Here is a 14252-nt window from a genome sequence, read left to right as displayed (position 1 = left end):
GTGGTCGTCCACGAGCGCCGCGGTCCGGCCTGCACGTGAGGCCGGGCCAGCTTGGACGGCCCAGCGACAGAGGGGCGGTAGGGAGGTTCCGCTTCGGGGGACGGCATCTTCAGGTGAGTGCCATAACAATGTAACATTGCATTATCCCTCCCCCGATTCTCCGGAGCTGGCATGACTCCACCCTCGGCCCGCATCACTACCGGCAGCCACGACCTTCCGGTCTCCCCCGCCCTGGCGTCGTTCATGAGCGGTGGGTGGGCTCCTTCCACCCTGGACCACCCCGTGCGCGCCCCCCGCGGCGGCGCCACTCTCAGCCGCCGGGCCCGCCTGTCCGCGCACTTCCCCGGCGAGCGGCTCGTCCTGCCGGCCGGACGGCTGACCACCCGGTCCAACGACTGCGACCACCACTTCCGCCCGCACACCGCCTACGCCTGGCTGACCGGCCTCACCGGAGAGGACCAGCCGGACAACGTGCTCCTCATGGAACCCTCCGGGCCCCAGGGGCACCATGCGGTGCTCTACCTGCGGCCGCGCTCTCCGCGCACGGGTGAGGAGTTCTACCGCGACCGCCGGTACGGCGAGTTCTGGGTCGGCCCCCGTCCGGACCTGGAGGAGGCGGAAGCGCTGACCGGTATCGAGTGCCGCCACCTCGACGAGCTGCCCGGGGCGCTGTCGGGTCCTCAGCCGCCCACCCGGGTGCTGACCGGTGTCGACGGTGCCGTCGACGCTCTCGTCGAGCCCCGGACGTCCGGCGATGCGGAGCGGCCGCGGGAGAGGGAACTGGCCGCCTGTCTGTCCGAGCTGCGCCTGGTCAAGGAGGCGTGGGAGGTCGAACAGCTGCAGCTCGCGGTGGATCACACCACCGCGGGCTTCGAGGACGTGGTGCGTGCCCTGCCCCGAGCGCTGCGCCATCCCCGGGGTGAGCGATGGGTCGAGGGCGTCTTCAACCTGCGGGCCCGCACCGAGGGCAACGGCACGGGCTACGAGACGATCGCGGCCGCGGGAGCCCATGCCTGCGTGCTGCACTGGGTGCGCAACGACGGACCGCTGGACGCCTCCCAGCTTCTGCTCCTGGACGCGGGTGTCGAGACCGACACCCTGTACACCGCCGACATCACCCGCACCCTGCCGCTGTCGGGACGGTTCTCACCGGTGCAGCGGCAGGTCTACGAACTGGTCCTGGCGGCACAGGAGGCCGGTATCGCCGCGCTGCGTCCGGGCGTTCCGTTCCGCGACTTCCATCGGGCCGCGATGCGGGTGATCGCCGAAGGCCTGCGCGATTGGGGCGTGCTCAAGGCGCCCCTGGACGAACTGGCCGGGGACAGCGGCCTCCACCGTCGCTACACCCTGTGCGGCAGCGGCCACATGCTCGGCATGGACGTGCACGACTGCGCCACAGCACGTGCGGGCGCCTACGTCGAAGGCGTGCTGGAGGAGGGGCAGGTCCTCACAGTGGAGCCGGGGCTGTACCTGCAGCCCGACGACGAGACCTTGCCCGTCGAGCTGCGGGGCATGGGCGTGCGCATCGAGGACGATCTGGTGATCACCGGGGACGGAGCTCGGCTGATGTCGTCCGCCCTCCCCCGGACCGCGGACGGCGTGGAGGAGTGGATGGGGACGCTGTTGGAAGGATGAGGCGGCTGCCGCCGGCAGGGGGTGTGCGCGGCCGGAGCCGCCCCTGCCGTGCGTCCGCGCGCGCCGTGGACCGGCGCGGGTCAGCGGGCTTTCAGCCGTCGGGACGGCGGCTTGCGTTCGGGCTCGTCCTGCTTCCGCGCGGCCCACAGGGAGCGCACATGGGACAGGTGACGGCGCATGTGCTCCTCGGCCGCCGCCACGTTCCCGGCCAGCATGAGGTCCAGCAACTCGGCGTGCTCCTCGGCGGAGGCGACCAGCATCCCGGCTTCGGCGAGTTCGGTCAGGCCGTAGAGCCGGGAGCGTTTGCGCAGGTCACTCACCGCCTCGACGAGGCGGGCGTTGCCGGCGAGCGAGAGCAGCCCGAGGTGGAAGCGACGATCGGCCTCCAGGTAGCCGATGAGGTCACCGGCACGCGCGGCGGCCACGATCTCCTCGGCCACGGGGCGAAGGGCCTCCAGCCGCTCGGGGGGAACCGACCTCGTCACCCGGCCCACGGTCGGGATCTCGATCAGCGCGCGGATCTCGGTGAACTCGTCCAGATCCCGCTCGGACAGTTCGGTGACGCGGAAGCCCTTGTTGCGCACCGGCTCTACCAGTCCTTCGCGCGCCAGGTCCAGCATGGCCTCGCGCACGGGTGTCGCGGAGACGCCGTACTCGGCGGCCAACGCGGGGGCGGAGTAGATGGCCCCGGGCTGCAGTTCGCCCGCGATCAGTGCGGCCCGGAGGGCATTGGCCACCTGATCACGCAGGTGCTCCCGCACCGAGACGAGTTTCCGGGACTGCGGCTCGCTCATGGGTTCCCTCCGTGGACCGGCCGCCCACTATACAATGTCACGTTGCGAGCGACTGCGCTCTGTCCCCCTCGGCCTGGACGACCGAACCCCGGCGCACCGGCGGCCGAGGGGGCCGTCGCGCGGCGGGCTCAGGCCGGCACGGCGGGCAGGAACGAGACCGTGCGGCTTGAGGTGTAGAAGTCCAATGCGGCGCGCCCCTGTTCCCTCATACCGATGCCGGATTCCTTCTCCCCACCGAAGGGAAGGTGGAAGTCGACTCCCGTGGTGGGGGCGTTGACGCGCAGCATGCCGGTGGTCAGGCGGTCCAGCGCCGCGAGGGCGACGTCCAGGTCGCCGGTGTGCAGGGAGGTGACCAGGCCGTACGGCGTGCTGTTCGCGGCGCGGACGGCCTCGTCCAGGTCCGCCGCGCCCGACAAGACGGCGAGGGGGCCGAAGGTTTCGCGGCGGTGCAGTTCGTGGTGGGCGGGGACCTGCTCCAGCAGCACGGGGTCGGTGTACCAGCCCGTGTCCGGGCCGGACCGGCGAGCGCCCGCGCCGGCCAGCGCACGGGCTCCGGAGCGCAGGGCGCCGTCACGGGCCCCGACGACGCGGTCGAGAGCCGTTCGCGAGATGACGGGCCCGCAGACCGTGTCCGCCGTGTGGGGAGCGCGGGCGGGCAGCTCCCGCAGCGCCTCGGCCAGTGCCGCACGCAGGTGCGGCAACGCGTTCCCCACGGCGATCACCCGTCGGGTCGCGGTGCACTTCTGCCCCGCGTATCCGGCGATGGCGACGGCGATGTCCGCCGCGGCACGTTCCGGGTCGGCGTCGGGCAGGACCACGGCGGCGTTGTGGCCGCCCATCTCCGCCTGGACGGGGACGCCACGGGCGGCGGCGGCACGGGCGACCCCGGCCCCGACGGCGGTCGACCCGGTGAAGGAGACGACGTCGGCCAGATCGATCAGGCGGGTGCCGACGTCGGCACCGCCGGGAACGACCCGCAGCAGGTCGGTGGGCAGGGCCCGCCCGAGGACCTCGGCCAGCCGCAGCGCGCACGCCGTCGCCTCGGGCGCGGGCTTGAGGAGCACGGCGTTGCCCGCGGCCAGGGCCGGGGCGGCCTTCCAGGAGGGAATGGCCAGCGGGAAGTTCCACGGGGTGATCAGCCCGGCGACACCGTGCGGCCGTCGCCGGGTGAGCAGCAGCCCGGGCCCGGAGGCCGGCTCGTGGACCGCCCCGGTGGCGTCGTAGGGGAACTGGGCGTAGTAGCGCCAGATCGCCGCCGTGCGCGCCAGTTCGCCGCGCGCCTCGGTGAGCGGTTTGCCGACCTCCCTGACCAGGAGTCCGGCCAGCTCCTCGGACGCGGCCTCCACGGCGTCCGCGGCCCGGCGCAGGGCCGCGGACCGCTCGCCCGCGCCGGCGGCGAGCCATTCCGCTTGGGCCCGGGAGGCCCGGTGGACCGCGCCGGTGACGGTGTCGGGGCCGCAGCCGTGCAGTTCGATGACGATGTCGCCGGGATCGGCGGGGTTGCGTGAGACGAGCGGGCCGTCCACCTTCTGTGCGCGGTCGCGGTTCACAGCAGGAAGCCTTCCGGGAACGGGTCGGTGGGGTCGAGGAGGAACTGGGCGGTGCCGGTGATCCAGGCGCTCCCCGTGAACGTCGGCACCACGGCGGGCCGGCCGGCGACCTCGGTCTCGGCCACCAGCCGGCCGGTGAAGGCGGTGCCCAGGAACGACTCGTTGCGGAACTCGCGGTGCAGGGGAAGTTCGCCCCGGGCGTGCAGTTGCGCCATCCGGGCCGAGGTGCCGGTGCCGCAGGGCGACCGGTCGAACCATCCGGGGTGGATGGCCATCGCGTTGCGCGAGCGTGCGGCGTCCGATCCGGGGGCGAGGAACTGGACGTGGTGGCAGCCGGTGATGCCGGGGTCCTCGGGGTGCGTGGGCTCACCCGCCGCGTTGATCGCTGCCATGACCTCAAGGCCGGCGTGCAGGATCTCCTGCTTGTGTGAGCGTTCGAAGGGCAGCCCGAGTTCGGCGAGGGGGAGGATGGCGTAGAAGTTGCCGCCGTAGGCCAGGTCGTAGGTGACGCTTCCGAAGCCGGGGACGTCGACGGTCGCTCCGAGTGCGGCCGCGAAGGACGGGACGTTGCGAAGCGTCACCGCGTGGGCGTGGCCGTCGGCCACGTGGACCTCGGCGGTGACGAGCCCGGCCGGGGTGTCCAGGCGGACGGTCGTCACCGGTTCGGTCACCGCCACCATGCCCGTCTCCACCAGGACCGTGGCGACACCGATCGTGCCGTGACCGCACATGGGCAGGCAGCCGGACACCTCGATGTAGAGGACTCCCCAGTCGGCGTCGGGGCGGGTGGGCGGCTGCAGGATCGCGCCGCTCATGGCGGCGTGTCCGCGCGGTTCGTTCATCAGCAGGGTGCGGATGTGGTCCAGGTGTCGCGTGAAGTACGTGCGCCGTTCGGCCATGGTGGCGCCGGGGACGGGCGCGACGCCTCCGGTGACGACGCGGGTGGGCATGCCCTCGGTGTGGGAGTCGACGGCGTGGAAGACATGGCGGCTGCGCATGGCTCTTCTCCTGCGGGCTGGTTCCGGAGGGGCGGGGTCACGCCAGGCCGTCGGCGACGGCCTTCTCCGTCGCCGAGCGGACGGCCGCGCTCGCTTCGGGGTCCAGGGGGGAGCGCGGCGGACGGCAGGGGCCTCCGGGGCGTCCGGCGAGGTCCATGGACGCCTTGATGGCCTGGACGAACACGTGCCGGGTGTCCCAGCGCAGAAGCGGGTGCAGGGCGCGGTAGAGGGGCAGGGCGGTGTCCAGGTCCCGGGTGACGGCGGCCCGGTACAGCGCGACGCAGGAGTGCGGCAGGGCGTTGGGATAGCCCGCGATCCAGCCGACGGCGCCGGCGAGGGCGAGTTCGAGGAGGACGTCGTCGGCACCGACGAGCAGGTCGAGACCGGGGGCGGACTCGGCGATCTCGTAGGCCCGTCGCACGTCCCCGCTGAACTCCTTGACCGCCACGATGTGCTGCCGGGCGTGCAGTTCGGCCAGGAGCCGGGGGGTGAGGTCGACGCGGGTGTCGTGGGGGTTGTTGTAGGCGACGACGGGAAGTCCGACGCCCGCGACCTCGGCGTAGTGGGCACGGACCTCCGCGTCGTCGGCGCGGTAGGCGTTGGGCGGCAGCAGCAGGGCGGAGCCGGCGCCGGCCCGGGCGGCCTGCTCGGCCCAGCGCGCGGCCTCCGTGCTGCCGTAGGCGGAGACGCCGGCCATGACCCGGCTGCCGTCTCCGGCGGCCTCCACCGCGGTGCGCACGACGCGGGCGCGCTCGTCGTCGGTGAGGGTCTGGTACTCCCCCAGCGAGCCGTTCGGGACGACGCCGTCGCACCCGGCGTCGAGCAGGGAGCGGACGTGCTCGGCGTAGGCGTCGTGGTCGATCGACAGGTCGTCCTTCAGGGGGAGGGTGGTGGCCACCATGACGCCGCGCCAGGGGCGGTCGGGGGTGTGCCGGGGTGCGCTCATGTGCGGTTCTCCTCGTGTGTCGGTCGGGGGAAGGCGGGGGGCCGGGCCGGTTCGGACAGTCGGGCGAGTTGGGCGAGGGGGACGGGACGGGCGAGGGGGCGCCGGTCCGCGCTCACCGGGGCGCTGCCCGCGCCCGCCGCGAGGCAGGAGACGGCGGGCCCGCACATCCGTCCCTGGCACCAGCCCATGCCGGCCCGGGTCAGGAGCTTGACCGTGCGGGTGTCGGACGCGCCGTAGGTGTCGGCCGCCGCGCGTACCGTCGCGGCGTCGACCTCCTCGCAGCGGCAGATCTCGGTGTCGTCGCGCAGCCAGCCGGTCCAGGCCGGGCCGGGCCGGTGGACCTGGGCCATCAGGTCCGCGAAGACCCTCAGCCGGGCGACGCGGGCGCGCAGCCCTGCGGTCGTATGACCGGCGGCGGGCGCGCCGTGGGCGGCGGCCGCGATCTCCCGGGCCGCCAGTTCGCCCTCGCGGAGCGCGAGGTGGGCGCCGCCGACGCCGGTGGTCTCGCCCGCCGCCCATACGCCCTCCACGCTGGTGCGCAGGGCGGCGTCGACCGTGAGGACGGGGGTGCCGTCGGGGGCGGTGCGGGTCTCGCAGCCCAGCTCCAGGGCGAGTTCGAGCTGGGGCACCAGGCCGTGGCCGACGGCCAGCGCGTCGCAGGGCAGACGCTGCTCGGTGCCGGGCACGGGCCGCCAGTCCTCGTCCAGCCTCGCCACGGTCACCGCGGTGACGCGGTCGGTCCCGTGCGCCGCGACCACGGCCGTCCGGGTGCGCAGGCGCACCCGGCGGCGGGCGAGGGCCGCCGCGTGCCGGGTGCCTTCGGCGAGTTTGCCGGGGTTGCGCAGCAGCGGGCCCGGCCGGTGGGCGTAGGGCAGGTAGCCGCCCGCCTCCAGGACGCAGGGCACGCGGGCGCCGGCGGCCGCCAGCGAGGCGGCGACGGCCAGCAGCAGGGGGCCGCTGCCCGCCACGACGACGCGTCGGCCCGGGAGGACCAGGCCGGACTTGACCATGGCCTGGGCGCCTCCTGCACCGACGACTCCGGGCAGTGTCCACCCGGGGAAGGGGAGTTGGCGCTCGTACGTTCCGGTGGCCAGGAGGAGCCGGTGCGCCCGCACGCTGTCCTGTGGGGCTTCGCCGGTGGTCGGCTCCTCGTGGTGGCGCGGGGCCTGCGGTGACACGGTGGGGAGGGTGCGCAGGGTCCAGCGCCCCGGGTGGTCGTGGGCCTCCTGGACGGCCCACACCTGCCGCCCCGTCAGGTGGCGGAGGCGGCCACTGTCCCGGTGTGCGCGCAGCCGGTCCAGGAGGCCGACGAAGGTGGGCCAGCCGTGGTGGAGGGCCTGGGGGCGTCGTGCTCCGAGTCCGGGGGCGGGATGCCGGTAGTACTGGCCGCCCGGCCGGGGGCCGTCGTCGACGAGCGCCACGGTCAGCCCCGCGTCGGCGGCGGTGGCGGCCGCCGCCAGCCCGGCGGGCCCGGCACCGACGACCGCCACGTCGTAGGGCGCGGCCGGGGGCTCAGCGGGCGAGGTCGGCACGGCCGTGTCCTTCCTGAGGGGTGACGGTGTCGCCGTCGCGGGCCGGCACCAGGCATGCGCGCTGGTTGGGCCGGTCGTTGACGGTGATCAGGCAGTCGAAGCAGATCCCGATGCCGCAGAAGGCGCCGCGCGGGCGCCGCCCGTCGCGCGTGGTGCGCCAGGAGAGGATGCCGGCGGCCCACAGCGCGGCGGCGATGCTCTGGCCGGGCAGGGCGGGCAGCGTGCTGCCCGCGTAGTCGATGCTGATGGCGGGCTGGGGCTCGGCCCGCACCAGCCCGGCGGGGTCACGTGGCATGGGGGCTCCTCGGGAGGGTCGGGCGGTGGTCGCCGGGGTGGGATGTGCTCATGCGGGACGGCACGGGGCGGGGAAGCGGTCGGGGCGGAAGGGGGCGAGGTCCAGGGAGGGCTCCTCCCCGCGGAGGGCCTGGGCGAGCAGCAGTCCGGTGCCCGGCGCCAGGCCGATTCCGGCGCCCTCGTGCCCGCAGGCGTGGTGGAGGCCGGGGACGCGGGGGTCGGGGCCGATCGCCGGGAGGTGGTCGGGCAGGTAGGGCCGGAAACCGTGGTAGGCGCGCAGGACGCTGACCCGGGCCAGGACGGGGAAGAGGGCGGTGGCGTCGAGGGCCATGCGCCGGAGGGCCTCGGCGGACAGGGACCTGTCGAATCCGGCGCGTTCCCGGCTGGAGCCGATCAGTACGGGACCGGCCGGTGTGCCTTCGATCACCGGGGAGGTGTGGAGGGCCGCGGAGTCACTCGCGACGTCGGCGAGGTAGGCGGCGGCGTAGACCTTGTGCCGGACCACGCGGGGCAGGGGCTCGGTCACCAGGACGAAGCCCCTGCGTGGCATGACGGGCAGTGTCGTGCCGGCCAGCGCGGCGATCCGCGCCGACCAGGTGCCGGCGGCGTTGACCACGGCCGGCGCCCTCAGTTCGCGCCGGGGCGTGCGCACGCCGTCGATCCGCCCCCGGGGCGTGACCATGACCTCGGTGACGGGTTCCCCCAGGTGGAGGACGGCGCCCGACGCCCGCGCGGCGTACAGGAGGCGGGAGGCGGCGAGGGCGGGCTGGACCTGGGCGTCCTGGGGGTAGTGGACGGCTCCGGCCAGGCCGGGGGCCAGGTGTGGCTCGAGGTCGGGGAGCCGCTGGGCGGGCACCTCGCGGGTCGTCACGCCGGCGGCCGCCTGGCGCGCGGCCGAGCTGCGCAGTGCCGCCCACTGCGCCTCGTCGGCGGCCACCACGACGCCGCCCTTGGCCTCGTACTCGATCCCCTCCGGCAGGTGGGCGGCGAGGTCGCGCCACAGGCCGGTTGAGAGGAGGGCGAGGTCGAGTTCGGGTCCGGGTGACTTGTCGGATACCAGGAGGTTGCCCTCGCCCGCCCCCGTCGTTCCGGCGACCGGCGCAGCGCGGTCGACGACGGCCACGCTCAGTCCGGCGCGGGTGGCGTAGTAGGCGCACGCGGCGCCGATGATGCCCGCGCCGATGACGATCACGTCGACGGTCTGCTTCATGGGCACCACAGTAATATGTCACATGCTTCTATGGTAGAGGGGGCGCTTCGGCTCGTCGGCGGCCAGGCGAGGAGGCGGGGCGGACGGGGACGCGCCCGCCCACCCCGCGTACTCGTGCGGAAGGGCGGTCAGTACGCGGCCGTCACGGCCACGCCGGCGAAGTCCTCGGCGGCGGCCAGGCTGACGTAGTGCCAGCCGGGGGCCGGATCGGTCACGGTGATCGTCTCGGTGTTGCCGGGCCCGGTGGACCGGCTGGTGTAGGCGGTGGTGGTGGCCCAGGAGGTGTCGCTGTAGTAGAGGTCGGCATCGCCGGTGCCGCCGGAGGCGGTGATCACGAGCTGCTGGGTGTCGGCGGGGAGGTAGAGGTAGAGGTACGCGTGGTTCCCCTCGGTAGCGGCCAGGTCACCGCGCCGGCAGTCGCGGTCGAGTCGCCGGGTGTCGGCGGCGGTGCATTCGGGGACCGCGCCTCCTTCACCGACGACGACGCTGCGGGTGGCCGTGTCGGTGGCGCCCCGGTCGTCGGTCACGGTCAGCGTCACCGGGTACGTGCCCGCCGCGGGGTAGGTCTTGGTGGGGTTCGCCGCCGTGGAGGCGGTGCCGTCGCCGAAGTCCCAGGCGTGGGAGGCGATGGTGCCGTCGGGGTCCGTGGAGCCGTCGGTGAAGTCCGCCGTCAGGGCGCTGACGGCGACGGTGAAGGCGGCGGTGGGCGCCCGGTTGTCGGGCGGGTTGGTGGGCCCGCCGCACTCGCCGCTCGCGCATCGCGAGAGCCAGCGCCGCCAGTCGGCGTCGTGACGTGTGCCGATGGTGTCGGTGAGGTGGGAGCGGGCCGCGTCCCAGTCACCGGAGCGGTAGTGGCCGAGGACGGTGTCCACCTCGGCGCGGTGGGACTGGAGCATGTACCGCACGGCGAGATAGCCCCACCGGTAGACGCGCGCGGCGTCATGAGCGTAGGTGGTGTCGAAGAGGGTGCTCAGCGCGTACGTGCCCTTGCCCGCTTCGGTGAGGGCGGCGTCGTAGCGCAGGTCGCGGTAGGAGTAGGAGACGTACTCGGCGAAGCCCTCGATCCACCAGACCGTCGGCGTGGCGACGTTGTCGGCGAAGCCGCCGTGCAGGTTGAAGCGACCGTCGAGGTAGTGCGTGTACTCGTGGTTGAGGTTCCAGACCGCGAAGGACGGGCGCACCCACTCGGCCTCGTAGGCGATGAAGCGCGCCTGGTTCCCGGCGGCCGACGGGTCGCCCTCCAGGTACATGCCGCCGTTGTCGGTGTCGATGCCCCAGGTCGCCCCGGCGTAGGTCCGGTAGTCGGTGCTGCTGTCGTAGACGACCACCTCAAGGCTGGTGTTGCGGTCGCCGGGGACCGGGCCGTCGTCCCCGGCGACGGCATGGAAGTGGGCGTCCTGGCCCGCCAGGTCGCGGCAGGTGTCCGCCAGCTGTTCGGAGGTCATCTGCTGGGCCCGGACGCGGAGGGTGTCGCCGCAGGTGTGGTCGACCACGAGCACCTCCTCGCGCAGGCGCTGCCGGAGGTCGCAGGTGCCGTAGGCGCCGCAGTGGGTCCGGTCGTAGCTGTCGGCCATCTCCGCGACGCCGACCCACAGCGGTGCGGTGACCCCCGTGAGGGAGCTGAGCTCCAGGAGCCGGACGGCCTGGGGCCGGACCGTGCTCCGCGTCGCGTCGTGCCGCAGGAACCGGGCGAGCTCACGGCCGGCGTTGGAGGTGAGGTAGCCGCGTTCGGTGCCCAGCAGGTCGCGGTGGGTGGAGGCGAAGTCGTACAGGACGTCGAGGACTTCGGGGTCGGAGGACACCTCGGCGACGAAGGCGGGGAGCTGGTGGCCGCGGAAGAGGACGGTGTGGACGTTGTTGACGGCGGTGAGCATCCAGAACGAGGCGTCGTAGGTGCTGTCGTAGTCCTTCAGCAGGCGTTCGACGACGTGGAGGTAGCGTGCGTTCTCCTCGGCGCTGTCGATCAGGGTCACGGCCTCGGCGAGGACCTCGCCGTTGGCGTCCGTGACGTCGCGGGAGCGCGGGGCGGCGAAGAACGCGTCGAGGCCCGCGCGGACGGCGGTGCGCAGCGCCGGGCCGTAGGGGCCGGTGTCGGCCTCGTGGTACCAGTGCACGTAGTAGCCGGCGCGCAGGTAGAGCACGAGCTGCGCCACCCCGGTGCTGCTGTCGCCGGGGTAGGAGGCGGAGGCAGCGCGCAGCGCGGTGGCCACGCTGACCATCTGGCCCTCGCGGAAGGCATGGTGGGCGTCGCTCCCGGTGAGCCCGAACAGGGAGTTGACGCAGGCGGTGGTGGATGCCTTGACCTGCCGGACGAGGGCGTCTCCGGTACGGCCGGTGAAGTCGCTCACGCGGCAGTCGGCGACCGGGGCCCCGGGCTCCGCCTGCAGGGAGGGGCGGGGCCGTGGCGCCGGCGCCGAGGGGTCGTCGTAGTCCCGGCGCAGCGCGTCGGCCGTCGACGGGAGCGGAGGCCGGTCCGCCGCCTTCAGCGGCTCGCCGCGCACGTGCTCCGGATCGGCTTCGCCCGCCTCCGCGGACGCGCGGGGTGGTAGGTCACCGGCGGTCTGCTGCGGGGCCGCCCGGTCGGTCGGTCGGGGGGCGGCGTACGCGGGTGCGGACAGCATCCCGACACCGAGGCACAGTGCCAGGACGAGCGCGCTCAGCCGGGCCTGACGGGGTGGCCCAAGGTCGTTTCTCACTCGCTGCCTCCGAGGGAGGAAGGGGCCGCGTGGGGGCACGGCCGGGTGGGGGAACCCATGAGGGGCCGGGCGGCGGGGAGCCCGCCCGCGTTGTCATGGGCACAACTGCAATGTGTGACCGGTAATATTGCACATGTCACGTCGCATGAGAATCCCTCGTACGCGGTGCGCGTCTGACGGTCCGTCGGTGGCAAGAAGTTGCGGGCGCCTTGCAGCAAGTTGACACCTGACGGTCTCCTCCGGGACGTCGAGGGCGGGCATCCTCTACCGCGCCGAGGGTGATTCAGCAGCGCAAGGGGGAACTGTCATGGCTGCATCGAGCACATCCGGAAGAGTGACGGCCGACGCGGGAGCCGCCCGGCGCGGCCCGGGTCGGCGGGGCGTGGTGACCGTCGCCCTGCTGGCCGCCGTCCTCACCGGCTCGGCCTCGGCCGCGGCCGTGGCGTCCCCCAGCGCCCCGCAGTCCGCGGCCGACGCGGCGGCGCCCGGCCCCTTGGCACGCGGCGCCGCCGCCCTCTCCCCGGACGGACCGGGACCCGGAGCGGCCCACCTCCCGCCCGCGGTGGAGACCGCCTGTGCCGCCCTCGCCGCGCTCCCCGAACCCGCCGCGGCCGCCGCCGCGGCGGTGGCGCCGATGTGCCCCCAGGTCAACGGCTGGCAGTGAACCCGTGCGGTTCCTGCTGCTCGGGCCGCTGAGCCTCACCGAGGGTCCGGACACGGTCGTGCTCCCGCCCTCCAAACCGACGGACCTGCTGGCCGCGCTGCTGCTGAACGCCGGCTCGGTCGTCTCCGTCGACTACCTGCTGCGCACGGTGTGGGGCGAGCACCAGCCGGCCAGTGCCAAGGCCGCCGTGCAGACGTGCGTGTTGCGACTGCGCCGGCTGTTCGCCCGGCACGGGGTGAGCGGTACGCCCATCGAGGCGGTACCCGGCGGTTACCGGATCTCCGCCGGCCCCGAGACGCTGGACCTCGTCGACTTCCGGGAGCGGGTCCGGGCGTCCGCCGGCGCGGGGTCCCCCGACCGGGAACTGCGCATGCTCGGCGACGCGCTCGCCCTGTGGGACGGCTCGCTGCTGGCCAACGTCCGCTCCGAAGTGGTGCACCGCGACGAGGTACCCCGGCTGACCGAGGAGCGGCTGCGTACCGTCGAACGCGCCTGTGACCTGCTGCTGTCGCTGGAGCGGTGCGGGGAGGCGCTGGTCGAGCTGTGGGGCATGACGCGTGCCCACCCGGGTCACGAGCGGTTCCGCGAGCAGCTCATCGAGGCGCTGTACCGCACCGGCCGACAGGCCGAGGCCCTGGCCGAGTACCGGCGCATCAAGGAGCACCTGCTGGACGAGCTCGGCGTCGACCCCTCACCGGCCCTGCGCCGCCTGGAGCTTGCCATCCTCCGCGGGGACGACCTCGGGACGGGCCAGGGCGGCCGGGCCGAACTCACCTCGGCCGCGACGGGACAGCGAGGCGGGCCGCCGGAACTGCCGGGTGGCGCCCCGCCCGACTCGGGTACCGGCGGCCCGCCACAACTGACCCAGGATGGGGAGGGATTAGCCCGGCCAGGGCCTTCCCCTGCGCGGAACCCGGCCTCCGCGTCGGGGTTTACGCGCGTCGACCACGCCCCCGCCGCCCCCCTCGCCACCCACGTCCTGCGGGACGTGCCGCACTTCACCGGCCGGAAGACCGAGACCGAGGCGATGGCGGCCCGGCTGCGGAACGCCGACGGCGAGCCGGTCACCGAACTCATCTGCGGTCCGCCGGGGGTCGGCAAGACCGCACTCGCCCGGCACGTCGCCCGGCTCGTCCGCGACAGCCACCCCGGCGGGGCGCTGCTGCTGCGGATGGCCCGGCCGGACGGCACGTCGGTCACCACCGAGGAGGCCACGGAGGCGGCCCGGCACGCCCTGGCGGAGACCGGCGACGCGCCGGGGCGCACCCTGCTGCTCCTGGACGACGTCGTGGACGCCGAGCAGGTCCGCCCGCTGCTGACCTGCGGCACCCACGGCGCCGCCCTCGTCACCAGCCGACGTCCGCTGGCGGGTCTCGTGGCCACGCACGGCGGCCGGGTGCACCGGCTGGGCGTGTTCAGCCCGGAGGAGTCCGGCCGGCTGCTGAGCGCCGCGCTCGGCGCCGAACGCGTGCAGGCCGAACCCGAGGCCGCCCGGGCGCTCGCGGACGTCTGCGGCCACTACCCGTTGGCCCTGCGCATCGCGGCGGCCCGGCTGTCCACCCGCCCCGCCCTGCGGCTGGCGGACTGCGCGCGCTGGCTCGCCGAGGACCCCTGGGCCCGGCTCTCCCTCACCGACGATCCGGACCTCTCCGTCGAGCGGGTCTTCGGCACCGCCCTGGCCCGCCTGGACCCCCGGCTGGCCGAGGCGTTCCGCCGGCTGGCCGCCCTGCCCGACGACGCCCTGCACCCCGAGGACGCCGGCCGGGTGCTGGGCGGGCTGCCACCCCCGGAGGCCGAACGGACCCTGGAGTGGCTGGCCGACGCCGGCCTGCTGGAGGAAGGCCCGCCGGGCCCCTACCGGATGCATGCCCTGCTCCGTGCCTACGCGCGCTGGGCCGACGACCGAACCCGTTCCCGACAGAAGGTGTGACCC

At 74.4% G+C, this 14252-nt stretch carries 11 protein-coding genes; 3 read left to right on the top strand and 8 right to left on the bottom strand.

Annotation, left to right across the window (positions count from 1 at the left end; genetic code table 11):
- Positions 1-171: 171 nt before the first annotated feature.
- Positions 172-1635, top strand: coding sequence for an aminopeptidase P family protein (locus V6D49_RS25610; protein ID WP_340563411.1), 1464 nt, complete (start codon positions 172-174; stop codon positions 1633-1635).
- A gap of 80 nt (positions 1636-1715) precedes the next feature.
- On the opposite strand, the gene V6D49_RS25605 is transcribed toward V6D49_RS25610, so the two are convergent.
- The 8 genes from V6D49_RS25605 to V6D49_RS25570 form a co-directional block, all read right to left on the bottom strand.
- Positions 1716-2429, bottom strand: a complete 714-nt coding sequence (locus V6D49_RS25605) for a GntR family transcriptional regulator (protein ID WP_340563409.1) — start codon at positions 2427-2429, stop codon at positions 1716-1718.
- A gap of 128 nt (positions 2430-2557) precedes the next feature.
- A complete protein-coding gene (locus V6D49_RS25600) occupies positions 2558-3979 on the bottom strand; it encodes an aldehyde dehydrogenase family protein (protein ID WP_340563407.1) in 1422 nt (473 codons plus the stop codon).
- Positions 3976-4977 carry a proline racemase family protein gene (locus V6D49_RS25595; RefSeq protein ID WP_340563404.1) on the bottom strand — a complete coding sequence of 334 codons (1002 nt, stop codon included), beginning with the start codon at positions 4975-4977 and terminating at the stop codon, positions 3976-3978. Before V6D49_RS25595 ends, V6D49_RS25600 begins: the two co-directional genes overlap by 4 nt.
- Positions 4978-5014: 37 nt before the next feature.
- Positions 5015-5923, bottom strand: coding sequence for a dihydrodipicolinate synthase family protein (locus V6D49_RS25590; protein ID WP_340563402.1), 909 nt, complete (start codon positions 5921-5923; stop codon positions 5015-5017).
- Entirely contained in the window at positions 5920-7455 is a 1536-nt protein-coding gene (locus V6D49_RS25585; RefSeq protein WP_340563400.1) for an FAD-dependent oxidoreductase, read from the bottom strand. The genes V6D49_RS25590 and V6D49_RS25585 overlap by 4 nt, the downstream gene beginning before the upstream one ends.
- Positions 7436-7750: a (2Fe-2S)-binding protein gene (locus tag V6D49_RS25580; protein WP_340563398.1), complete on the bottom strand. Its 315-nt coding sequence runs from the start codon at positions 7748-7750 to the stop codon at positions 7436-7438. The genes V6D49_RS25585 and V6D49_RS25580 overlap by 20 nt, the downstream gene beginning before the upstream one ends.
- A gap of 48 nt (positions 7751-7798) precedes the next feature.
- Positions 7799-8959 (bottom strand): NAD(P)/FAD-dependent oxidoreductase, encoded by a 1161-nt coding sequence (locus V6D49_RS25575; protein ID WP_445330604.1) that lies wholly within the window; start codon positions 8957-8959, stop codon positions 7799-7801.
- 128 nt (positions 8960-9087) lie between these two features.
- Entirely contained in the window at positions 9088-11655 is a 2568-nt protein-coding gene (locus V6D49_RS25570; RefSeq protein WP_445330603.1) for a collagenase, read from the bottom strand.
- A gap of 307 nt (positions 11656-11962) precedes the next feature.
- On the opposite strand from V6D49_RS25570, the gene V6D49_RS25565 reads away from it, so the two are divergent.
- Both V6D49_RS25565 and V6D49_RS25560 read left to right on the top strand, forming a co-directional pair.
- Positions 11963-12319 carry a hypothetical protein gene (locus V6D49_RS25565; protein WP_340563394.1) on the top strand — a complete coding sequence of 119 codons (357 nt, stop codon included), beginning with the start codon at positions 11963-11965 and terminating at the stop codon, positions 12317-12319.
- Positions 12320-12323: 4 nt separating this feature from the next.
- A complete protein-coding gene (locus V6D49_RS25560; protein ID WP_340563393.1) occupies positions 12324-14249 on the top strand; it encodes a BTAD domain-containing putative transcriptional regulator in 1926 nt (641 codons plus the stop codon).
- The last annotated feature ends 3 nt before the right edge of the window (positions 14250-14252 follow it).

The sequence above is a fragment of the Streptomyces sp. GSL17-111 genome (assembly GCF_037911585.1).
Classification (GTDB): domain Bacteria; phylum Actinomycetota; class Actinomycetes; order Streptomycetales; family Streptomycetaceae; genus Streptomyces.
Note: the sequence above shows the minus strand (reverse complement) of the source record. Positions and strands in the feature narration are given on the sequence as shown.